Source organism: Succinimonas amylolytica DSM 2873 (assembly GCF_000378405.1).
In the GTDB taxonomy this organism is placed as follows: domain Bacteria; phylum Pseudomonadota; class Gammaproteobacteria; order Enterobacterales; family Succinivibrionaceae; genus Succinimonas; species Succinimonas amylolytica.
In genome coordinates, this window is sequence record NZ_KB899636.1 from 862,798 (window position 1) to 886,416 (window position 23,619).

A 23,619-nucleotide genomic window follows, 5' to 3' on the forward strand; every position below is an offset into this window, starting at 1 on the left:
TTGGTTCTACACGGATGCTGTGGTGAACGGACTGGGCCGGGGTTAAAATGAAAGTCTGTTTTCTGGATGAAAAAATGTGCTGAATATAGGTAGGCTAGAGCAGTTATGTGAGGGTTACTCTGAAGTTCGACAGTTGGTCTTAAAAAATTGCCCGAAGCCCAATGGTGGCTTGCTTTTTTGCCTAAAAAGGTTAATTTGAGGGTTACTTTACTAGGAGAGAATATTCGGGACTCATCAGGCATAAACTGGATATGAGGCTCCGTTACGGGGATTAAACGGAGAATGGGACATAGGAATTACAGTTTTGAAGAACTCCAGGGCGCCAGGGACATCAAAATTCCTGAACCCATAGGCCTTTTGCAGCAGTTCGCGGCTAAGGAAACTGTCATATTTTTCAAATTCCAGGTTGCTGACGGATTTTGCCAGCTCCTCTTCGGTAGGGGGATTCATACTCAAAATGGTTTTTACTGTATCTTTAAACCTGATACTGGTAATTTCCGGAATGTAAATGTAGCTGCCAATTTTTTTAGCGCGGCGAATACCGTGCTTTTTTAGAATTTGGACTATGGTGTGCATGATACGATCTCCCTTCCATGGCAGAAGGTAGATTCCGGTAATGCCGATAATAAAGCGATTATCTGAAAGGTTGAGATCCTTGAAATGCCGGCGCCCCTCTTCAAAATGCTTCTGTGCTGTCTTGTTGAGGTATGGCAGAGGTTTTTCTCCAATGTAGAGCTCCAGCATTTTTTCCCGTACTCCGTCGTGAATTCTTCCGCTGTTACCGTCAAGCAGAAGCGGATCTGTATCTTCTTTGCAGCTTCTAACATAGATTTCATGCTTTTCGTCGCTGAGGTACACCACCTCCCATCCTTTACCGGCGAACAGAAAAGTATCTCCTACCTCCAGAGGTTGGTTCAGTGGGATTGTTCCAATTTTCTGGCCGTTGTTGTCGATGGTATATTCCTCCTGAACCTTGAAGGCGCTGTAGAAGCTGTAATTTGAAAGCAGCTTTTCTCCCGTCAGGCCCAGAGTAAGACAACCGTCCCCCATTTGGGTTAGCAGGTCATGCTTGCCCAAAGAATGCAGAAGATCGCCGAAGGTTTGAGGATCCACGAGATTGAACGGTCCTGTTTTGCAGAGCAGTCTGTAGAGACTTCTAGCCTGAACATTGCCGTACTGTGCCGTTACCGCCAATACCTGCTGCGTCAGTGTAGACAGGGCATATTCATGTCTTGTGGGCGGTTCGAACCATCGGTTAAGTACCAGTTCGATCATGGCGGCAGAGGAAAATGTTTCATCACGAAGAAGGGCATTAAGTGCCGGTTTTTCGTTTTCAGGCTCCTGGATTTCTGGAATGAATATCCGTAGTACGGCATCCTTGTCGCGCCTTCCGGATCTTCCGATTCTCTGACGTAGACTGGCTACTGACTGAGGTGAGTTTATTTGGGCAATGGAAGATATGTCGCCGATATCAATTCCCAGTTCCAGAGTCTGGGTGCAAATGGCTGTAGTGGGAAGGCGTCCTTCCTTAAGCCGGTTTTCCAGTCTTTCCCGAAGATCCTTGGACAGCGAGCTGTGATGAGGGAAGAATTCCACCGGGACAAAGTTGTCCTGACACAGTCTGGTGAGAGTTCCTGCTATTAGTTCGGTTTTGTTGCGGCTGTTGGCGAAAACCAAATTTGTACTGCCCCGGAGAAGCCGGAAAATATCCCGGGACAGATATTCATAATCCTTAACTTCGTCTTCGGGAGTGGCGGCTTTGCGAATATCGTAACCCCGAATCTGGAGTTTTATGCCCTTGGATCCTGCGGAGCTTTCAATAATTTCAGTGTTTCCTGTGCTGTTGGGCCGCAGCCACTGTTTCACTGATTTTATATTGCTGAGCGTGGCACTGAGAGCTATCCGCGGAATCTTCCTCTTCTGCATGAATTCAATGCGATGCAGCTGGCTTAGGAGCTGGTAACCGCGTTCAGTACCGATAAAGGCATGAAACTCATCTATGATAAAGTAGGTTAGATTTCGAAAACTGGAGATACACCATTCCTGGTGATTTATTAGCAGAGATTCCAAAGATTCCGGAGTGATCAGAATAATCCCCTCCGGGGCATTGAAAAGATTCTTTTTGTGGCTGAAGCCAATATCGCCGTGCCATGGAGTTACTGAAATGCCGGTAGCCTCTCCCAGGGCGTTGATGCGTTTATACTGATCGTTTATCAGTGCCTTTAGAGGGCTTATGTAGATAATTCTGACGCCGGGAAGGTTTCGGGAGAGAATTCTGGTGCATGCCGGAAGAAAAGCGGCTTCTGTTTTGCCGCTGGCAGTGGCAGCACTGATGATAATATCATCCTGAGCCTTCAATACTGGCATGATGGCCTTTTCCTGAATATCGTGAAGACGTGTCCAACCCTGGCGGTTAAGCCATTTCAGGATTACAGGATGCAGATTATTGATGTTGGTATCCATGCGGTTCAGAGAGTAAATCCGGTCAGCTCGTCATCGTCCTCAGCGTTACCACTGCCGTTATCTCCGTCCATACCAAGATTGTCAGAGTTTTCGATACCCACCTTGACATCCTGAAGCAACTTTTTCCAGTCCAGGGAAGGATTCTGTTCGATTACTGAAAGGAGATCCACAAAGGCCTTAATAGTATTGCGAGGAGTTTTGAAGTAAGCATCTCCGATATTCTGGGAGCAGTGGGTGAGGAATTTTTCCAGAGCCTCATCAGGAACCAGATACTTATCCTGATCGTAAAAAGCGAAGATGTTTCTGATATTGCAGAGAAGAATGTAAAGCTCCTCCGGGGTAAGATTGTCCAAATGCATTACCGGACCGGAAAGATCGTTTACTCCGGCCTTCTTGGCAAAATTATTAGCAGCAAGACGGGATCTAAGGGCCTCATAGCTGAACAGCCCCTTCCGGGGATCTTCCAGAAAATCCGGGGTGCCGCCGAAGATAAAGCCGAGACCTCTGACATTTCCCTGCATACAGTCATTTATGATGCGTAGGATTTGTTCGTAGTTTGCCTCGCGGGATCTGATGTTGTGGATTTTGTAAAGGTTTACCATCTCATCCATGCTTATCAGGAGCCCTTTGTATCCGGCAGCCTGAACAAAAGCACTGAGCAGTTTGAAGAAATCATAGATGGAGGCATCATCCACAATGGTTCTGACTCCGAGCTCCTGCCTGGCTTCGGTTTTGGTGTGATATTCTCCCCGAAGCCATTTTACGGCATTGTTTTTAAGATCGTCGTTTCCAGAATCATAGCCTTTCCAATAGGCCTGAATTACCAGAGCGAAATCATAGCCGCCGACAAAATCATTGAGAAATGCCAGCCTGTCTTTGATGATTTTACCGGGATCTCCGTCAGGATTCTCTTCCCGGAGTCCTGTGATGAACTTTTCGATAACGGAGTTCAGGGCACTGCCGTTGGGTCTTGCTCTGGTGGCCATATTCCGTGTCAGTTCCTGATAGAGATTGAGGGCCTGACCGCTGGAGGCCTGAAGTCTTCTGTCGGGTGCCAGGTCTGCATTCATGGTCACCAGCCCCTTTTCCAGGGCGATAGTTTTTACCAGTTGCAGAAAAAAGCTTTTGCCGGCTCCATAATCCCCGATAATCATCTTGAAAGAGCTTCCCTCGTCGGCAATGCAGTCAATATCCTTTACCATGGACTTGATTTCGTTAACACGGCCTACCTGGATATACTGAAGTCCGGTTCTGGGTGTTACCCCCGCACGTAACGACTGAATTATGGAATCTCTTTCTCTTTGTCTGATTTTCGGGGTCATTTGTTCTGCCTTAAATTACCTGGATCCCTGAATTATAGACCATCGGTTTTTGAGTGCCATAATTTTTCTGAAAAATCTCTGGGGAGTTTCTCAATTTTGGGCAACGGCTGGCAATAGCCGGGAAAGAACAGATAGTGTCAGCCGGAAATGCCGTATTTTTTAAGCTTCTTGCGGAGAGTGCCGCGATTGATTCCCATAATCCGGGCGGCTTTTGTCTGATTGCCGGAGACGTATTTCAGAATTCTTACAAAGAGGGATTTCTCCACTTCCTGAATTACCTGATCGTAGATATTGGAGGGCTCGTTCTGCGCGTTATCGTTAAGAAAGTGAATGACAGATATGGAAATATTGTCGCAAAACGGGTTAATGGTGTATTTGCTGGCCAGGCTCTGGGGTTCGTTTTCGGTATTACGGACTCCGAAATTGGTGCTGTCCATTGCTGCGCGGTTTTGATTCATTCCGTCTGACGTGAAATTTAACATTTTTTGACCTTCATTGATGATTGTATTTCGCCCCTGCAACGGGTGTCGGAATACCGGAGGTTTAAGAATTCCTGCGAACCCGGGGCTCTCTTTCGTAACAACGGGGCGTATATTATTATTTTTTTTGCTTTTTTTAAAGCTGATTTTGTGATTTAGGTAAAAGTTTTTTGGGGGTTTGGTGATTTTTTGAACCGAGCGGACCTGAAGTGGGCAGGGGAAATGCGCGAAAACAGTGGCAGCTATTATGCCTGGGGTGGAAACGCTGTGCAAAATCTCAAAACCAGGCATTTGCACAGTCCAACATAACGTTTTTAGACATTAGGAAAGATGTGGTTCACCATTTCCCTTCTATTTTCTTATCCCGCTCACCAGACACCATTCTTCCCGGAACACCGGTTCATTGAGCTTAAACCACTGTGAATAAATCTCCTGAATCTCCGGACACTGGGAAGCAATGATTCCTGACAGCGCAAAGCTTCCTCCGGGAGCCACCATACCGGCAATTGTCGGAGCCAGCTCTCTCAGGGGGCCGGCCAGAATGTTTGCCACGAGAACATCCGCCTTGATTTCCTGGGGAGTATCCTCCGGAAGATAGAGACTTAGTCTTTCTGCTACGCCGTTTCTTTCTGCATTATCTTTGCTGGCGGTGAGAGCCTGAGGGTCAATGTCGATGCCTACGGCTTCCGGAGCTCCCAGCTTAAGTGCGCTTACTGCCAGAATGCCGGAACCGCAGCCAAAGTCGATTACTTTTTTGTTTTCCAGATGAAGACTGTCCAGCCAGTTCAGGCACATGAAGGTCGTGGGATGTGTACCGGTTCCGAAAGCCAGTCCGGGATCCAGCATGACGTTTACCGCATCAGGATCGGGAATTTCGCACCAGCTGGGGCAGATCCAGAGCTTTTCTCCGCATTTCAGGGGATGGAACTGGTTCATCCATTCCCGAACCCAGTCCTTGTCCTCCAGTTGTTCCGCCCGGCAGGTGATTTCGTCGTGGAAGTGATCTTTGAAGAACTTAATTATCGGTTCCGGATCGGTGTCCGCCTCGAACAGGCCGGTTACGGTGGTGTTTTCCCAAAGCTTGGTCTCCCCGGGAAGAGGCTCGTATACCGGAGCGTCCTCGGTATCGGTGTAGGTCACACTGGCAGCTCCGAATCCGGATAGCATGCCGCTGATTTTTTTTGCCTTTTTGCTAACCGTTCCGATTTTAATCTGTATCCAGGGCATAGACTTCCTCCTGTGTGCTGAAAAATGATTTGAATTTGCTGTCTTCCAGGGCGTAAGGCCTGATTTCCCGGTATTCGGTCTGGACATCAATGTTCAGGGCATCCGCATATATAAGAAGCTGCTTTCTGATTATTTCGGCGTTGTTTTCCATTTCAATCTGGCAGAGCATGGTTTCGTTGTCCAGCTTCATTTTGCAGCCGATAAGTGAAAGCGAGCCGGCATTAACCAGGTTTGCGGTGACAATTTTCATCTGCAGCTCTTTATCAGTTGCTTCTCCGACCCAGATGACATTGTTGAAGCCCCCCATGATTTTCAGAAGCTCCAGAGCTCTGACGCTTTCATCACGGTAAACAGCCTTGTTTCTAAGCTCTATAGTGACAGCCCTGATTGCGGACATGCCCCGGCTCATAGCCTCGGCATAGGTCCCCTGAAGCTCAATTACCATATATGCCAGAGCCATGGAGGCACTGAATACTGCTATTCCGGTAATGATAAACGAGGGATCGGAAACCACAATGTCTGACAGCATGACATCCGGTCGATAAAAAACATCCGGATTTACCAGAACATCAAATTTAACATTGCAGGTAACCAGATAAATGATAGTGCAGATTACCAGGTAAAGTGCGAAAAGTGAAGGGTACAGCCATATCATGGTCATCATGAGCAGAGCGATGCTCATTCCGGTACTGCCGCTGCTCAGGGCCAGAAGAAACAGGAGAATGGTGAAATATTTGTGTTGTACTCCTTCCCACAGGGCCACCGCTCCGAAGATTCCTGACAGCACGCAGAAGAAACAGAGCAGTGTTCCGGTGTAGATGCCGTTACTGCTGCGAAACACCGGAGAGGCTGCAACTATCTCAAGAATTCTGTCTCCGGAGCCGAACGCCTGAGCTGTCTGGCATAGTGTTCCGTAGATGAAACTGAAAAAATCTGTAGTTGAAACAGAGAACAGGGCATATCTGATACCTGATATGGCATAATGCAGGATAGCCCATACCGGAAAGGTCAGTACCAGAGTGAAGATGAGTACAAAAAAACCGGCCAGAACATAATTGAGGAGGGGTTCTCCCAGAGAGGAGCTTCCGGAATTTGCCGGAGATGGCACTGAGGCGGCAAAGGGGGCAAGAAAAGCTGCCACAATTCCTGGAGATACCGACTGGGTGCCGCAGACCTTTACAATTTCAAAGGCGGTGACATAGGAAATGGCGCAGCCGAAAAGCCGCCAGAATTTATTATCCTGTTCGTATATAAGAGAGCAGGCCAGTGCAAAGGTAAGCGTTATGAGACTGGAATTCGAAAGCAGTCTGATGTCTGCAGGATCAAAGATATACACCCCGGTTGTATCACACAGTGTGACCATGGCTACGGGGAGCATAATCAGAAGGGTGCGATAGTTAATGTTTGGATGCATGTGACAGGTCTGACTGGTTAAAATTGTGAAGCGGGTCATATAATAATAAAATTTGCCGGTTCTGAACAGATAGAGACGCAGATTATTTTTAAAAAGTTGTTTTTTTGAAGTTCGGGATACTAACAACTATTGTTTAAAGACCTGTAAAATACGGATTATGGCTGCGGAAACAGGGATGGGGGGCATCTGGTGTTTTCGGTTCGCTTTTTTTGTAATGTTGAGGGAGTTCCGGATTCATTTTTATGAAAATCCTACGTCGCGATGCCGCAAAATTCGGTCCTCTGCCGAAATGGAAACTGGATCCGGTGCTCACGGAGTTATTCTGGAAGCGCGGTATCAGGAATACTGCAGAGCTTTCATATTCTCTCCGGAATCTACTGCTGCCGGATTTCAGGGATATGGATCGGGCCAGGGAGATCATTGGTCTGGCCGTGATGGAACGAACCAGGATTAGGATCATTGGGGATTATGATGTGGACGGAGCCACTGCTACGGCTTTGGCTATGAGATTTTTTCAGGATCTGAAATTCGGAGAGGCCGATTTTTATGTTCCCAGGAGGCATAATGACGGCTACGGTCTTAGTGCCGCCATGGCGGAGAAGGCTGCAGCCGATGGTGTGGGCCTTATTGTCACTGTGGATAACGGCATTTCCGCCCTGGACGCGGTGTCCCGGGCCCGGGAGCTGGGGATCCGGGTGGTGGTTACCGATCACCACATCCCGGGCGAGAAACTGCCGGAAGCCGATGCAGTGGTGGATCCCAAAAGGAAGGACTGTCCGTTCCGTTCCAAAAATATTGCCGGAGTCGGTGTTATTTTTTATGTACTGACACAGGTGCGCTCATATCTCAGAGAAAATGGGTGGTTTCGGGAACAGGGGATTCCCGAGCCGAGGATGCAGGACTATCTTGATCTTGTGGCCCTGGGAACCGTATCTGATGTGGTTCCTCTTGATTATAACAACCGGATAATGGTGCAGTACGGCATCGGTCTTATCAGGAAGCATAATACCACCTGCGGCATTGACGAGCTTATCAGGGTTTCAGGAGTTTCTGCTGTAAAAATCACCAGTTCCGACATTTCTTTTTCTCTGGGACCGAAACTGAATGCCGCCGGGAGAATTGACGATATGAGCTACGGGGTGGAATGTCTGGCTGCCAGGGATGCCGACACTGCCCGGAGAGATGCCAGTATTCTTTTTAATTTCAATATTCGGCGGCGGGAAATGGAGTCTGAGATGATGGCAGCTGCCGAAGATCTGATCCGGAAAATGCCGGGGCATGACGTATCCGGAGGAATAGTAATCTATAGTCCGGATTTTCATTCTGGGATCTCCGGAATTATCGCGGCCCGGCTTAAGGATCGCTACCGGGTGCCGGTAATTGTTTTGGCGGATGGTCTTCAGGAAAATACTGTCGTAGGCTCTTGCCGTTCGGTGGATAATTTCAGTATGCACGGAGCACTTGAAAGGATCTCCGATATGCTTCCGGGGGTGGTGCTGCAATGTGGCGGACATGTTAGGGCAGCGGGCCTTACCATGCGGCGGGACGGTATTCCGGCCCTGCGGGATAAATTTGCGGAGCTGGTGCGGGGATTCATGAGAACCGGAGTTTCTGAGGAGACCTTTGAGAGCGACGGCGAGCTTCCGGGGGCATATTTTATTCCCAGCTTTGTACGCACGCTGGTTTATGATCAGCCATGGGGGGAGGGCTTTCCGAATCCGGTATTTGACGGGGTGTTCTTTATGAGCCACCAGACGGTGATGAAACAACACCTCAGATTTCGGCTTTCACTGGCGGACGGTCGCAGCTTTCCGGCTTTTTATTTCTACTACGATGAAAGATTCTGGCCCAATCAGAGTGTCACCATGGTGCGGGCTGTGTACTGTTTTCAGATCAGCAGCAACAGCAACTCAGGCAAAATCAGTCTGATTGTAAGAGCTATGGAACCGGCCATGGACAAAAAAGAGGAGAGGATCCTTTGGAATGGCGGGTTGGGGATCCCTTATGCGGATTTCCGGTGAGGCGGCACAAATGAAGCCGGGATGAAATATTCTGGCCTTGCTGCGCTACCTAACCGGCGGCGTTATTCGTCCTGAATGGCCAATGCCTCTTCGCTGGCCAGAAGATTGGCCACGGTCTGCTGTCCCAGCGGTTCGTAGGTTTCCCGCTGAACTTTCTTCACGACTACCAGCTCTTCTCCCTTTTTGTCATATTCGTCACGTTTGTGGTCGGCCTCGTCAAGCCAGGCAATGGAATCGGTTACGGCCCGGATAACCATGTCGTCCATTTCCTGACGCTTTTCGTCAGAGGTGAAGTAGAGCATGTCCACATCGTAGCGCACATAAAGAGCGGGAAGGCGGTTCAGCGTCATGCAGAAAAGATCCGTGAGATAGTCAGTATCCCGGGTCTGGGCGAGCTCCAGGGCGTTTATGTAGTCCCGAACCAGCTTTTCGTAATAATTGTGGACTTCTTCGATTGTTGCCATAAGTTTGTTACCTGTTATTCAAATGTAAGGTCTGCCGCAAGGGAGATTCCGGGGCGACAGTCTTATGTAGTCTGGCTCTGTGTGTGGTCTGTCAGTCATCTTCAGCCTCGCTTTTCAGGCTGCCGGTCAGTTTTTTATGTTCTTTTCGGTCGTGTTTGGCCTCGGCTTCCAGCATCTTTCTAATATATTCTTCCGCACCGTCAATATTGGGAGTGAGTCCGGCCTGGGACTGACCGGCCGCGTAGACGGCAGCACCGATAATACCGGCCAGGTTCAGGGTTTGTGCCGGTACCACGGGGGTTCTGACCCGGATTTTTTCCTGGTACTTGACAAAGCTCTTCGATGCCCCGCCACCCAGGATGATAAGATCCGGATTGAAAAGGAACTGCAGCCTTTGGAGATAACGGTTGAATCTTTTTCCCCATTTGTTCCATCCCAGATCCTCTCGCTGTCTTGCGGCATCGGAACAGTAGTGTTCGGCGATATCGTCAGAGAGAATAAGATGACCGAGTTCGGTGTTTGGCATCAGAACTCCGTTTACGAATATTGCCGATCCCAGGCCTGTTCCGATGGTGATCATCATGACAATGCCGTTTCGGTGTTCCCGTCCGATTCCGAAGTTCATTTCAGCAATGCCAGCGGCATCAGCATCATTAAGCACAAATACCGGACGCCCCAGGGTTTCGGTAAAGAGCTTCTCCACCGGGGTGTTGATCCATGTTTGGTCGATATTGGCAGCTGTAAAGGCAATTCCATGGTGTACTGTGGCCGGAAATCCGCAGCCGATGGCTTCGTAGTCGCTGAACTTTGAGGCCAGCTCCTGGAGTGTGGCTGCAACTGCCTCGGGAGTTGCCGGCTGCGGAGTTGCGATACGGATTTTTTCTGACAGAATCTCTCCGGTCTCGGTGTTTACAACGGCTCCTTTTATTCCGGAGCCTCCTATGTCTACTCCCAGTGCAATCATCCGCATTTCCTCCGTAAATCCTTAACTGTATCCTGCCCGGCAGTCAGGGCGTGTCTAAGCTATTATAATTTTTTGAGATTTGAGTTAATCCTTTTATCTTGAAAAACAGGCATTTACTATTTTAAATTGTGAGCAAAATTTGTTTTTTTAATTTCGTTCCGAATGAGGAAGCTGGAGTTTCAGATTGTTTTCAGCGGGAGAATTTTTATGGTGGCTTTCTCCGAGTTTTCGGAGCTGTGCCTGAATAGCCATTTCAAGAGTACGGGGATATGCAACGGTGCCAATTCGGGCACGGAGTTTTTTTAGAAGCTCCGGATTTCCGGGAGCATTGGCTGAAGCGGCAAATACGTTTCTCATAAATGCCTGATAGCCGATTCGGTGGATTGGACTCCCTGCAAAGACCTTTAAGAATTCCTCGTCTGTCAGATCCAGAAGAGCAGTCAGCTTAAGAAAATCCCGGGAATATCGGTTTTTTAAATCGGAATCCGGGATGAGCTCCGGCGACTTGTGTTTTTTGCTCCGAAGAAGTCTTCGGTTTTCAGGGCAGGAAAGCTGGCATTCATCACAGCCATAGATGCGGTTCCCCACAGCTTCTATCATCTCATCGGGGATTTCTTCGGGGTTTTCAATGGTAAGATAGGAAAGGCATTTTTCGATTTTAAAGCCTTCTGGGGTAAAGGCCTTTCCCGGACAGCAGCGACGGCAACGGTCGCACCCGGGAGGGCATGGGGGCGGACAGTTTTTCCGGGGAAGACAGTTGAAAGCAGAGTTTTCCGAAATTTCTGCCTTCAGGCTAGTCAGAAGTTCACCCAGAAAAATCCAGGAACCGCCTTCCTTTATTCGAACCAGGTTATTTCGTCCCCGTATTGCCGATCCCGTGATTTCGGCAAAAAACTGTTCGTAGAAGGGGGCGCTGTCCGTAATTGCCCGGGTTTGAATTTCTGGTATCAGATCTTTAAGGAAGCTTCCGATAATGTTAAGCTTTTTTCTGAGAACCCGGTGATAGTCTCGTCCCAGAGCGTAAATACTGATACGCCCGCTGTCCGGCTCGGAGTAGGGGAGCTCCTGGAAATATGGCAGTGCAAAACTCATGATGATTCCGCAATCTGGTAAAATCAGAGCGGGATTGTTGCGCACCTCCTGATTCCTGGCGAGATAGTAAACTCCGGCAGGAATGCCGTTCCTGAGATGCTCTGAAAAGGATTTTTCACCCCCGGGGGCCTGATCCGCTGTGGAGAACCCCAGGGGAATCAGGCCGATTTCCCGGGATTTCAGGGACACTGCTTTCAGGAGTTCCGTATAATCAGTGCCGGTTTTTCCGGATTTTGGGGAGATAACAGTCATGAAGCACTCTTCTTTCAGCGGAAAACAAACAGCTGGGTCTTGCAGCATTTCTGTGGACCCTGATTTCCGGGATACCGCTGTCCCGGAATCGTGCGCCGCAGATTTTATCCGGAGTTTTCTGACGGACAGAAGCAAAAAGGGCATTAATAATTTATCAGATATTGTTCTCAGTGTCGCCGCCACCAGGAAAATTGAGCAAATATATCTGACAGAAGACGGTTTTTCTTTGATGGATAAAGCCGGTACCGCCATGGCCGGGGAGATAATGAAGTTTTATCCGTCTAGAGAAATTCCGTTTGTTATTTTTGCGGGTAACGGCAATAACGGCGGAGACGGGTACGTTGTCGGACGTGAGCTCATCAGAAACGGCTATCGTTATGTAGTAGTGGTGCAGACGGTGCCCCAGAAGAGCGGAATAGCCGCAGTTCGGGCCCGGGAACGCTATCTTGCCGCAGGAGGTGTTCAGGAATCCGGAAACGGCGGGTGCGTGGACAGCGTCCGGATTTCCGGGATTATTTCATCCCTGAGGGCGTCGGGAATGGGAGTTCCACCGGTGATTATTGACGCCATTGCCGGGATTGGTGTGCTCTCGGCGCGTCCCGGCAATCCGGATTTTGAGAGGATGGCCGCTGCAGTACGGGAAATAAACCGAAGCGGCTGTGAAACTGTAAGTCTGGATGTGCCGTCTCTGCTGAATGCCGATACCGGTGTTCCCGTGGTACCGGGGCTGGCGGTGCGGGCCGTTATGACTATTACGGTTTTCACAAAAAAGCCCGGACTTCTTTTGGGACTGGCCGGAGATTTTGCCGGCAGCATTGTCACTGTGCTGGATCAGCTGCCGGAATTTGCGGTCAATGCCCGCAGAGTTCAGGAGGGTGAAAGGCTTTATGCCATGGATTATCATGATCTGGAAGCCTTTTTGCCGGTACGTGCCCGCTGTGCTCACAAGGGTAATGCCGGAAGGGTGCTGCTTGCAGGAGGCTGTCCGGGTATGGAGGGGGCTCTTATTACCGCGGGAAGAGCGGCTCTCAGAAGCGGTGCCGGGCTTGTCAGAACGACATTTTTAAGTGAAAAACGGGATGCCATGAATTTTTTGCAGCCGGAAGTCATGACCGGCACTCCGGAGACTCTAAGAAATGATCTTGGCTGGTGTGACTGTGCGGTGGCAGGCCCAGGAATGGGGAGATCTGCCCGGTCTTTCGGGATGTTCCGGGAGATTTTCGGGAGAGCCAGAACGCTGGTGGCGGATGCCGACGGACTCAAGTGGCTCCGCAGGATGCGGGACAATCCGGCGGCAAGACCGGAGAATCTGATTCTTACTCCTCATGTTGGAGAAGGTGCCATACTGGCGGACCGGACAGTTTCGGAGGTTCTGGACGACCCGCTGGGCACGGTCAGGAAAATAGCGGAAGGCTATGGAGCGATTGTTGTTCTCAAGTCGGCAACTACAATGGTGTCAGACGGCAATCATACGGTAATTCTCAGTACCGGATCCCGGGGCATGGCCTCTGGCGGCATGGGCGATCTTTTGTCCGGGGTTATTGGAGCGCTGATTGCCGGAGGAATGGAGCCATTTCAGGCGGCGGTTTTAGGAGTGGCAGTTCACGGAGAGGCTGGTATTCAGTCTGAAAAAGCGGACGGTGCCATCGGAATGTGTGCCGGGGATCTTCTGCCATTTATCAGAAAGCTCCTTAATGGCAGATAAGTACCTATTTGTTTATATTTTGGTAGATAACAGGAGACAGAAATGTACAGAATGACTGCCGGCGGCATTTTCCTTGAAAATGAGTCTGATACGGAAATCCTAGGGGGAATTATGGGGGAAGCGGTAGCTGAAAGCACAACCATTTTTCTTCTCGGGGATCTTGGTGCCGGGAAAACTACCTTTACCAGAGGCTTCCTGCGATCCCGGGGCTGGCAGGGAGTAGTAAAGAGTCCGACATATACGCTGGTGGAGGCCTATGATTTTTCGGAGATTCCTGTCTGGCATTTTGATCTGTACCGGCTTCAGGACCCAGAGGAACTGGAGCTTCTGGGAATTCGGGACTACTTTGCGGATCGCAGTGTTCGCATTGTGGAATGGCCGGAACAAGGGCGAGGATTTTTGCCTCAACCGGATGTTATTGTCAGAATCAGCTATTATGATGGCGGGAGACTACTGACTGCCGAAGGGATGACTGCTCGGGGCGCCGCTGCTGTTACGGCGTTTTCCAATAATATCTCTGCTTCCATTTCAGGTGGCAGAGTTCCAGGTTCCGATAGTTCGGGTGCTGCAGTTTACTGATTTTCAGAAGATGGCGCAGTGATCGTTTTTAAATCCTGAAACCTCTTTCATGTAACAGGATAAATATCGTTTTTAAAATGCTATAATCCTGAAATTCAGATGTTTTCAGAGTCAAGTGGTTGGATGAAATGTATAAAGCGTTTTTTATTTCTTTTCTTGCCCTGTCCGTTTCCGCGCTTCTTGCGGGGGGAGCTGCGGCCAATGAAATATTGAACGTTCAGTCATCCGCCTGTGTGCAGGGAAAAAATGACTGTACCCGTGTCATCTTCACAATGAAAGATCCTCCGAAATTCAATGTTTTTAAAACAAAGGATGATCGCACGGAATATACGGTGGTGCTTAGCGATATCGCGGATCCCTCAAAGAAAACAGGAGTTATTTCCATAAAGAGATCCAGCGTGATTTCCAATGTAGGAATCAAACGGGCACCACGAGGGCAACATGATCAGGTTCACTATGTGTTCTTTCTCAAAAGCGGCGTGACTCCTGGTGTTAAAAAATCCGGGAGTTCCTTCTGGGTAGATTTTCCGCATCAGGAGCCGGGAGCGTCGAAAGGGGAGTCCTCCACTTCCCCTGCAGCGGATTCTCCAGGATACTCTAGGAAAGAGCATGCAACTTCTGGCAATTACGAACCTGACGACAGGAAGACTGCCAAGAACCGTAATGAATCTGATACAAAGCAGCTTCCATTTTCCGGGAAGGAAAATGGTAATGCTCATGCCGACAGCAGAGATTCGGAAAGGTCAGGCAGCTCCGGGTTTTCAAAGAATGACATCTCGGCGGACAGAAGAGATTCGGTGCCTGCCGGGAAGAAGCCTGCTCCAGGAAATGAGGGAAAGCCTGGTGGTGAAAACAGGACTGATCGGGAAGCCGGCAGGGAAACTGTCCGGGAGACAAATAGCGGGAAAAACGGAGACAGCGTAAAGAAAACGAATTCTGTCAGTGCCGGGAATCCCTCCAGAGGAAAGAAGAGTCTTCAGGATATCCGGGAACTTGAGGAAGAACTGTTTCAGGATTTAAATTCCGAGGGGGATAACAAGACTCCATCTGAATCCCTGGAAAAACGTTTGGCCGCTCCTGAACCGCCCAAGCCGGCGGCATACAAGCGAAAATCCTCCGCCACTTGTACGGTGGTTGTTGATCCGGGGCACGGCGGCAAGGATCCCGGAGCTATCGGTGTAGGCAACGTGCAGGAGAAGGCGGTGACACTGGGTATTTCCCGAAGTCTTGTGGCATATCTTGACAGTGATCCTTTGCTGGTGGGCAAGCTGACCCGCAACAGGGATATATTTATTGAACTGGGGCAGCGTTCCCAGATTGCCAGAAACAAGAATGCCAACTTTTTGATTTCCATTCATGCCGACAGTGCTCTAAACAGTCAGGCCCAGGGCGTATCAGTGCTGGTACTTAACCGGGATCGTGCCAACAGGGAAAATAACAAGAGCGTGCAGAATAATGACAATACCAGGATGCTTTCCGGACTAGGAGAATTTCTTAAGGATCATGCCGATCCGATGCTTCAGAAGGTGGCGGTGGATATGGCCTCCAATACCAGCAGATCTGATGGTAATGATCTGGCTAAAGAGATTCTTGGTAGTTTGGGCAAGATTACCACGCTGCATAAGTCCGTGCCCATAAACAGATCTCTGGCAGTGCTTAAGGCTCCGGACATTCCTTCGCTGCTTATTGAAACAGGATACCTTTCCAATCCTGACGAAGCCAGTCTTCTGGCCACTGGAAAATATCAAAGAGCCATTGCTCATGCCATATATCTCGGCATCAGAAGCTTTGTGTACAAGAACAAGGACACCTTGAGATGTGGTATTACTGCCAGAGAGCCAGCTGATGAACATCGGACGACTCCGGCAAAGAACAGAAGGACTACCGCAGGAAACAGTAAGGCCCCTGCCACCGGTCAGACTGTTATCTATGTGGTAAAAAAGGGAGAGTATCTGGCAAAAATTGCCCAGAATCATGGAGTATCCCTGGAGTATCTGAGAAAGCTGAATCATCTTTCCAGCGATAAAGTGCATACGGGGCAGCGTCTTAAGGTGCCTAAGAAAAAATAATGGCGATTCATCTTCTGCCACCGCAGGTGGCCAATCAGATTGCGGCCGGCGAGGTTGTGGAACGACCAGCAGCTGTGGTCAAGGAGCTTATGGAAAATGCCCTGGATTCAGGAGCTGACAGTATCAGTGTGGTTATTGAAAACGGCGGTTCCCGGCTGATTCAGGTCCGTGATAATGGTTCCGGCATCCCCAGAGACGAGCTTCCTTTGGCTCTCAAAAGACATGCCACTTCCAAAATTACTTCTATTGAGGATTTGGATCATCTCCTCAGTATGGGGTTTCGCGGAGAGGCGCTGGCTTCCATTGCTGCCGTTTCTAGGCTTCTTCTGGTTTCTCGTCCCCGGGAGCAGGAAATGGCCTGGGCTGTCAGTGTTGAAGGTTTGGGGCAGGACCCCGAGCTTCACCCGGCTGCTTATCCGGAGGGAACCTCGGTAGAGGTACGGGATCTGTTTTTCAACACTCCTGCCAGAAGACGTTTTCTGCGTTCCGAAAAGACAGAATTTTTGCAAATTGAGGAAATATTCCGAAGACTGGCACTGTCTAGGAGGGAGGTGGCCTTTTCACTTAAAAACGCTCGGCATTCTATTTACGATCTCCGGAAGGCTCAGGACGAAAAAAGCTATCGCGAAAGACTGAAATCCATTATAGGAAACGGCTTTTTAAATGATCTTTTGCAGTTTTCCGAAGAAAGCTCCGGAATTTGTTTTTCCGGGTATGTCAATCCTGCACCGGTAGCGCATCCCTGTCAGTATTTTTTTGTCAATGGACGGATCGTCAAGGATAAAACCCTGGTTCATGCTATCAATACTGCTTTTGAGGATGAATTTGGAGAAAAGAGATCGGTTCAGTATGTCTTCTTTCTGGAAATGGATCCTGGTGAAGTGGACATCAACGTGCATCCTCAGAAGTACGAAGTACGTTTTCAGAAAGCCAATGAAATCCATGATTTTATCGCCTTGGTTCTTAAGAATTCCCTGAGAAGAGCCCAGCAGCTTCTTCCGGAAACCCTGGAGGAGACCATGAATCCGGATCCGGAACATGGTTATACCCCGCGTCCGATAGCTGTCAGAGACTCCCGGATTCAGGATCTCAGAAGGGAGAGTCTGGGGACAAAATCTTTTCGGGATACTGGAGCAGACGCAGTTTCCGAAGAGCAGTGTGAGCAGGCGATTTTCAATGCGAATTCTGCTGCAGTATCTTCTGCACTTTCTTCCGGAGTCAGGGATTCACATTCTGCTGATGCAGCGATTATTGATTATGACGGCACGGTACCGGCATCTTCTGAAAGCGGGCCGGATGAGGTATATCGGCGGCTTTTCGGAAACAGAACAGGAAAAAAGGAGGAAGCTGTCTCTGTTCCGCCGAATTCCGGACAGATCTTTTCCGCGCCCGCACATCTCCTGCCTCAGAGAACCGATTTTCAGAATGGAAGCGTTTTTTCCAAAGATATCGCTAGGTATAATGCCAACGCCAGGGCTCAGGAGTTTTCCAAATCTCTGCTGGATTTAAGCAGGGCGAATCCTATAGGAGGCGGCGAAAAATCCGGTTTAGGAGAAATCCCTCAAAATGATGGAATCAGAACCGGAATTTGCGCTAATTCCGGTAGGCCCTCTGTACTGGAGTCTTCTGATCACCTTTCTGGATCTGATGTAGCTACCGGTTATAGTCCCCGGACAGATTTCGGGACGGATTTGGAAACGGATCTGTTACCGTGGATCGATACCCATTCCGGTGATTCTCTTTTTGTTCCGGTGCTTATTCCGGAAAGAGATTATGTTGTCGCCAGGTTGGCTCAGCAGCTTTTTCTGGTTAATACTAAAAAGCTTGCCGCCAGCCTTTTTATTTGGAGACTTCGTGAGAGACTGAAAATGAGGGCTGGGGATCTTTTACGGAGATCGGATCTTCCCGTACCATTCTATTTCCATATGACTCGCAGTTTATCTCCCGAGATGCTGAATGCTCTGGCGGAACTGGGTTTTGTCATTGAGGCCGGTCTTTATGATGCCGGAGCTACTGCGGTGCCGGCACTTGTGCGGGGAAGCGATTTCGGAAAATTTTTCAGGAATTTTCTGGGAGATATTGATGAAGCTGCGGTTCTTGATGAGCTGCAGGATCCGGCGGGACAGGTTACGCTCTCCGGAAACGGAATATCTGTATGCACCTCCCGGACCCTGGTGAACGCCTTTTTTGAGGCTCTTTTCCTCGAAAAAACGCCCACTTTTTTCAGTCAGGAAATGACGGAAAGAATTCTGAGGGCGGTTCCTGATGCTGACTTTATTGCGGAGCTGTCTCAGGACGTTATATGGGAAATCCCTCTTGAAATGATGATAAGGGAGCATTTTTCTCATGATTGAAGGTACTGATGCTATTGTGCTGATGGGCCCAACTGCTACCGGAAAAACCAGTCTGGCCATCAGGATTGCTCAGGCTCTGGACGGAGAAATTGTCAGTGTTGATTCGGCTCTGGTTTACCGGGAAATGGATATTGGCACTGCCAAGCCTGAAGCCTCTGAAATGGCCGGAATTCCGCATCATCTGATATCCGTGAGAGATCCCGGAGATCCCTATAGCGCAGCTGATTTCAAGGCTGATGCCGACAGACTGATTCCTGAAATCCGGAAACGTGGCAGGGTTCCGATTCTGGCCGGGGGAAGCATGCTTTATTTAAAGGCCTTTGAGGAAGGTCTTTCCTGTCTTCCGGAAACCAGTTTGGAAGTCAGAAGTCAAGTTAATGAGCTTATTGAAGAGAAGGGGCTTCCTCATGTTCGGGATTGGCTCAGAGAGTTTGATCCGGAATCCTGGGAAAGACTTGCTGCTAATGATGTTCAGCGCATTGGAAGAGCCTGCGAGGTTTATCTTATGACCGGTAAATCACTGACAGAGCTTATCAGAAGTCAGCCCAGAACAGGGTGCTCCTGGAGACTGAGACGGTTTGCACTGCTTCCTGATCCGGAAAGAAAACTGCTGCGACCGATAATCAGGAAACGTTTTGAAAAAATGCTGGCAGACGGATTTGAGGCAGAGGTCAGGAAGCTGTTTGAAAGAGGGGATTTGACCCCGGATCTTCCGGCTTTGCGATCCGTTGGCTATCGTCAGATGTGGCAGTATCTGTCCGGGGAAATATCGTATGAGGAAATGATGGAACGGGCTGTTATTGCCACCTGTCAGCTGGCCAAAAGGCAGATGACCTGGATTCGGGGGTGGAAGCAGCCATATACCGCTCTGGAGATGGGCGCTGCCGTCAATCTTGAGATAATTCTGCAGGAACTGAGGGAGCCTGTCACTGCTGAGAAAGGGTAGGCATGATGATTGTAAAAAACAGTTTTCAGACGGGAAAAAGTGATCTGATTGTCAGTATTTTCATGTTATTGAAAATATTTGTTTCGGTTAAGTGTTTTTTATTATCATTATAGGAGAAGAATTTTCAGGGCGTTGCAGCCGTAAGGCGAATTTTTAATTTGACGGCTGTCAGTAAGTTCCTGCTAATTGTCCTGTAAAACATGATTACTTAGTGTATAATGTCGTGCTTTTAGTAGCTCTTTGTTAGGAGCTGTTTGATTTTTGAGATATGGGATGGCGTGGTCGGACGCGCAGTCCGGTATCGGAAGGATGGCGTGATTTTGCGGTTTTGTTCGGGGATTTCGCCAGTTGATTATAATTATTATTTGTTTATCGAAGGAAAAACTGTTTTTATGTCAAAAGGCCAGTCATTGCAAGATCCGTTTCTGAATACACTGCGGAAAGAGAGAATTCCGGTATCCATTTACCTTGTGAACGGCATTAAGCTTCAGGGGCAGGTGGAGTCATTTGATCAGTTTGTAATACTGCTTAAGAACAATGTAAATCAGATGGTTTACAAGCATGCCATTTCTACGGTTGTTCCCGCAAAGGCCGTTGCGATTTCTGACGACGATGCGGTTCCGCAGGTTCCTGATTCCAAGGAGAAGTAACACCTGCTTTTACGCAGATGATGTTTTTAGGCTGAGGAGTTCAAGATTACAGCTCTTTTCGATTTCGATGAACGCTACAAGGGTGGTGCTAGGGCATTCCTTGTCAGCGTTAATTTTTCCCAAAATGATGATTCGGGCAGTCTGGAAGAGCTGAAGATGCTCGCTATTTCATCAGGTGCCGAAATTGTCGGTATTCTTACATGTACCCGATCCTCTCCAGATCCCAAGTATTTTATTGGTTCCGGCAAGGCAGCCGAGCTTAAATCACAAGTGGAGTTCTGGGACGGAGAGACCGTTATTTTCAATCATGAGCTTTCCCCCTCCCAGGAACGGAATCTCGAAGGCCTTCTTGGTTGTAGGGTGATTACCAGAACTGCGCTTATTCTTGATATTTTTGCAGATCGTGCCAGAACCAGAGAGGGCAAGCTTCAGGTAGAGCTTGCTCAGCTGGGGTATCTTGAAACGAGACTGGTCAGGGGATGGACGCATCTGGAGAGACAGCGGGGTGGATTCGGTCTCCGGGGCGGTCCTGGTGAGACCCAGCTGGAATATGACAGACGCCTGCTCAAGGAAAGAGTTAACACCCTCCGGAGGGAACTGGCGGTTGTCGAAAAGCAGCGAGATCAGGGAGGGCGAGCCCGCTCACGCCGTGGGCTGCCGGTGGTGTCACTGGTGGGATACACCAATTCTGGAAAGTCCACTCTTTTCAATACCCTTACTAATGCAGATGTTTACGCTGCGGATCAACTTTTTGCCACGCTGGATCCTACTCTGAGAACTGTCACTCTGCCCAGGACTGGCAAAACTGTATTTGCTGATACCGTTGGTTTTATAAGAGAACTGCCCCATAATCTGGTGGCTGCCTTCAAAGCTACCTTGCGGGAGGCTCGGGAGTCGGATCTGGCCCTTATGGTGATTGATTCCGGCGATGAAGACATGAAAGAAAAGATTGCCTCGGTAGAGGAGGTCATGGAGGATATCGGAGCGGGGAGTGTCCCGGTTCTGAAGGTATACAACAAGATTGACAGGATTCCGGGGATTTCACCTCATGTGGAGCATGACAGCTCCGGGATGCCCTGTGCGGTCTCCATTTCCGGAAAGGAAAAACTTGGTATTGATCTGCTACTCCAGGCTATTTCGGAGCGCCTGGGCCGGGATCGTGTCTGTTTGGAGCTCTGTCTTCCTCCCGATGCTGGAGCCTTAAGGCAGCGACTTTTCGAGATGGGGGCCATAGATTCTGAATCCTACGACGATATCGGCTGTGATCATCTCCGGATTACGCATTCCCTGACTGAGCTGGCTAGGCTTTCCGCTAGGTTTGGCGGAGACCTGGAGCGTTTTGTGACTGTTCCTGCGGGATTCAGGTTTCATAAAGAGTCATGGGAGGACTGAGTTTTTCAGTTTTTGCCCGGAATTCCCTTCATAAAATTCCTTTCCGCAAGGTGTCTTTCATTATTTGCTGTGAACGGCTATAATTCACTGTCATTTCTTTTACAGTTTCGCCCCCTTTGGAAGAGGAGTTTTGTCATGTCCTGGAATGAGCCTAGCGATCACGGAGACGGCCGTGGCCGGGATGATCACGATAAGCGTGATCCCTGGCAGAGAGAGCGGCGTCCCGATAACGGCAATGGCAGCGATAACGGGTTCGCTTTTATATCAGATTTCTGGAAAAAGCTTTCCGGAGGCAACGGAGGCAGTCCTTTTGACAGAAAAAGAACTTCGCCTGTTACTGGAATCTGTCTTATTCTTGGTGTTGCTGTTTTGGGGATCGCTGCTACCGGATTTTATACGGTGCGTGAGGCGGAGAGGGCTGTGGTGCTTTCTCTGGGCAAATTTGACAGGGTTGAAGAGCCAGGATTGCACTGGTACTGTCCTTTTCTTCAAAGCTATAAGACCGTTGATATTCAGATGGTTAGATCGACCAGATCCAAGGGATCCATGCTTACTCAGGATGAAAATGTCGTCAATGTGGAGATGGAAGTTCAGTACCGGGTGGACAATCCCGTTAATTATCTCTACCGGGTTGTTAATCCCGATGACAGCCTGAATCAGGCAACTGACAGTGCTCTCAGGTACGTGATCGGTCATACCTCCATGGATGATGTGCTGACAAATGGCCGTGAAAGAGTAAGACAGTCTACCAGGGAGCTTTTGGGCAATATCATCTCTCCATACAATATGGGCATTACCGTTGTTGATGTGAATTTTCTGCCAGCGCGGGCACCGGATGAGGTAAAGGCAGCTTTTGACGATGCTATTGCCGCACAGGAGGATGAACAGAGATTCAAGCGTGAAGCAGTGGCCTACAAAAATGAAGTTCTGCCGAAGGCCGAAGGCAAGGTTCGCCGTATTGTCGAAGAGGCCGAAGGCTATCAGCGCGAGGTTGTAGCCAAGGCTCATGGTGACGTGGCCCGTTTTGAAAAGATTCTTCCGGAATATCTAAAATCTCCCGAGATCACAAAGCGCCGGATCTATCTGGAAACCATGGAGGAGGTTTATGCAAAGAATCCCAAGGTGATCATCAATACCGGTAGCAAGGGAGCCCAGCAGCTGATGTATCTTCCGTTGGATCAGCTTATGAAGCAGGGAGGCAGGGAATAATGAAAATATCGGGGAATGCCCTTATTGCTGCTCTGGCACTGCTTGGAATTCTGCTTTTTAATGCAGTGTTTGTCGTGCATGAAGGGGAGAGAGCTTTGGTAACGCGTTTTGCCAAGGTAATTCGGGACAGCAGCGGCCAGATTATTGTCTATGAGCCGGGTCCTCATTTTAAATGGCCCTTTGTGGAGAAGGTAAAGCTTCTGGATGCCAGAATTCAGACTTTGAATTCCAACGAGGATCGTTTTGTTACTGTGGAAAAGAAGGATCTTATTATTGACTCCTATGTGAAATGGCAGATTGAGGATTTTGTTAAGTTCTATCTATCCACCAAAGGGGATCGTTTTCAGGCAGAGAGTCTGCTCAGAACCAAGATTACAAACAGTCTCAGAAGCCAGATTGGTCTTCTGACCATCAAGGAGATTGTTTCCGGAAAAAGCGATGACAAGGCGGTAGCTGGCAAGGAAGACAGTCAGGATTCCAAGAGGGATCAGGTGATGCAAAAGGCTCTTCAGGCCACTTCCGTTTCTGCCCGGGATCTGGGAATCCGGATTATTGATGTCAGGATGATGAAGATTAATCTTCCGAAAGAGGTTTCCGATTCTATTTACCAGCGTATGCGGGCGGAGCGCGATGCTGTGGCCAGGTTGCATCGTTCTCAGGGACGTCAGGAAGCAGAGGCTATCAGAGCCAATGCTGATCGTCAGGCAGTGGTAAAGCTGGCTGAAGCTGAAAAGCAGGCAAAGACCATCAGGGCGCAGGGCGAAGCGGAAGCAACCCGGATATATGCAGACTCCTATTCCAGAAATACTGGACTGTTTGATTTTCTGAGAAGCATGGATGCCTATCGGAACAGTATGGACAGGGGCGGCAATATTATTGTTACCGATGAGGATAACGAGTTCTTTAAGTATATGAAGTAATCCTTTTTGCGCTTGTTTCCTTACCGCTTTTTGCTGACGGATGACAGCAGACAAACCTCCGCTACCCTGACGGGGTGCGGAGCTTTTTTTTGGGGTA

The 23,619-nt window shown here is 49.1% G+C and carries 17 protein-coding genes and 1 pseudogene; 10 read left to right on the plus strand and 8 right to left on the minus strand.

Annotated features, from left to right (window positions below; genetic code table 11):
* Nucleotides 1-234: 234 nt before the first annotated feature.
* The 5 genes from F557_RS18675 to F557_RS0103840 form a co-directional block, all read right to left on the minus strand.
* A complete protein-coding gene (locus F557_RS18675; RefSeq protein ID WP_019000931.1) occupies nucleotides 235-2,463 on the minus strand; it encodes a DEAD/DEAH box helicase in 2,229 nt (742 codons plus the stop codon).
* Between the two features lie 5 nt (nucleotides 2,464-2,468).
* Nucleotides 2,469-3,785, minus strand: coding sequence for an ATP-binding protein (locus tag F557_RS0103825; protein WP_019000932.1), 1,317 nt, complete (start codon nucleotides 3,783-3,785; stop codon nucleotides 2,469-2,471).
* A 137-nt stretch (nucleotides 3,786-3,922) separates the two neighbouring features.
* A complete protein-coding gene (locus tag F557_RS22575; RefSeq protein ID WP_019000933.1) occupies nucleotides 3,923-4,267 on the minus strand; it encodes a helix-turn-helix domain-containing protein in 345 nt (114 codons plus the stop codon).
* Between the two features lie 348 nt (nucleotides 4,268-4,615).
* A complete protein-coding gene (prmA, locus tag F557_RS0103835; protein WP_019000934.1) occupies nucleotides 4,616-5,491 on the minus strand; it encodes a 50S ribosomal protein L11 methyltransferase in 876 nt (291 codons plus the stop codon).
* The gene (locus tag F557_RS0103840) at nucleotides 5,472-6,905 is read right to left on the minus strand and encodes a hypothetical protein (protein ID WP_157617739.1); all 1,434 of its coding nucleotides are present in this window, start codon (nucleotides 6,903-6,905) and stop codon (nucleotides 5,472-5,474) included. The genes prmA and F557_RS0103840 overlap by 20 nt, the downstream gene beginning before the upstream one ends.
* Nucleotides 6,906-7,147: 242 nt before the next feature.
* Here F557_RS0103840 and recJ point away from each other — a divergent pair, with 242 nt between their 5' ends.
* Entirely contained in the window at nucleotides 7,148-8,926 is a 1,779-nt protein-coding gene (recJ, locus tag F557_RS18685) for a single-stranded-DNA-specific exonuclease RecJ (RefSeq protein WP_019000936.1), read from the plus strand.
* Between the two features lie 62 nt (nucleotides 8,927-8,988).
* Here the strand turns inward: recJ and F557_RS18690 are convergent, their stop codons facing one another.
* The 3 genes and pseudogenes from F557_RS18690 to queG form a co-directional block, all read right to left on the minus strand.
* On the minus strand, nucleotides 8,989-9,390 hold the full coding sequence (locus F557_RS18690) for a late competence development ComFB family protein (RefSeq protein WP_019000937.1): 402 nt from the start codon (nucleotides 9,388-9,390) through the stop codon (nucleotides 8,989-8,991).
* Nucleotides 9,391-9,619: 229 nt separating this feature from the next.
* Nucleotides 9,620-10,354, minus strand: a pseudogene (ppgK, locus tag F557_RS0103855) (polyphosphate--glucose phosphotransferase); the annotation flags it as partial.
* A 147-nt stretch (nucleotides 10,355-10,501) separates the two neighbouring features.
* A complete protein-coding gene (gene queG / locus F557_RS0103860) occupies nucleotides 10,502-11,698 on the minus strand; it encodes a tRNA epoxyqueuosine(34) reductase QueG (RefSeq protein ID WP_019000939.1) in 1,197 nt (398 codons plus the stop codon).
* 52 nt (nucleotides 11,699-11,750) lie between these two features.
* On the opposite strand from queG, the gene F557_RS0103865 reads away from it, so the two are divergent.
* The 9 genes from F557_RS0103865 to hflC all read left to right on the plus strand — a co-directional run bounded on the left by F557_RS0103865 (nucleotide 11,751) and on the right by hflC (nucleotide 23,522).
* Nucleotides 11,751-13,403 (plus strand): NAD(P)H-hydrate dehydratase, encoded by a 1,653-nt coding sequence (locus F557_RS0103865; RefSeq protein ID WP_169335156.1) that lies wholly within the window; start codon nucleotides 11,751-11,753, stop codon nucleotides 13,401-13,403.
* 42 nt (nucleotides 13,404-13,445) lie between these two features.
* Nucleotides 13,446-13,982, plus strand: a complete 537-nt coding sequence (gene tsaE, locus F557_RS0103870) for a tRNA (adenosine(37)-N6)-threonylcarbamoyltransferase complex ATPase subunit type 1 TsaE (protein ID WP_019000941.1) — start codon at nucleotides 13,446-13,448, stop codon at nucleotides 13,980-13,982.
* 128 nt (nucleotides 13,983-14,110) lie between these two features.
* Nucleotides 14,111-16,051 (plus strand): N-acetylmuramoyl-L-alanine amidase, encoded by a 1,941-nt coding sequence (locus F557_RS20960; protein ID WP_052310516.1) that lies wholly within the window; start codon nucleotides 14,111-14,113, stop codon nucleotides 16,049-16,051.
* Complete coding sequence (gene mutL / locus F557_RS20965) at nucleotides 16,051-18,405, plus strand: DNA mismatch repair endonuclease MutL (RefSeq protein WP_019000942.1); 2,355 nt, start codon at nucleotides 16,051-16,053, stop codon at nucleotides 18,403-18,405. Before F557_RS20960 ends, mutL begins: the two co-directional genes overlap by 1 nt.
* Nucleotides 18,398-19,351: a tRNA (adenosine(37)-N6)-dimethylallyltransferase MiaA gene (gene miaA, locus F557_RS0103885; protein ID WP_019000943.1), complete on the plus strand. Its 954-nt coding sequence runs from the start codon at nucleotides 18,398-18,400 to the stop codon at nucleotides 19,349-19,351. The genes mutL and miaA overlap by 8 nt, the downstream gene beginning before the upstream one ends.
* A 392-nt stretch (nucleotides 19,352-19,743) precedes the next feature.
* The gene (gene hfq / locus F557_RS0103890) at nucleotides 19,744-20,001 is read left to right on the plus strand and encodes an RNA chaperone Hfq (protein WP_019000944.1); all 258 of its coding nucleotides are present in this window, start codon (nucleotides 19,744-19,746) and stop codon (nucleotides 19,999-20,001) included.
* Between the two features lie 45 nt (nucleotides 20,002-20,046).
* Nucleotides 20,047-21,393 (plus strand): ribosome rescue GTPase HflX, encoded by a 1,347-nt coding sequence (gene hflX, locus F557_RS18705; RefSeq protein WP_044142602.1) that lies wholly within the window; start codon nucleotides 20,047-20,049, stop codon nucleotides 21,391-21,393.
* A 135-nt stretch (nucleotides 21,394-21,528) separates the two neighbouring features.
* A complete protein-coding gene (gene hflK, locus F557_RS18710; RefSeq protein ID WP_019000946.1) occupies nucleotides 21,529-22,602 on the plus strand; it encodes an FtsH protease activity modulator HflK in 1,074 nt (357 codons plus the stop codon).
* Complete coding sequence (gene hflC / locus F557_RS0103905; protein ID WP_019000947.1) at nucleotides 22,602-23,522, plus strand: protease modulator HflC; 921 nt, start codon at nucleotides 22,602-22,604, stop codon at nucleotides 23,520-23,522. Before hflK ends, hflC begins: the two co-directional genes overlap by 1 nt.
* The last annotated feature ends 97 nt before the right edge of the window (nucleotides 23,523-23,619 follow it).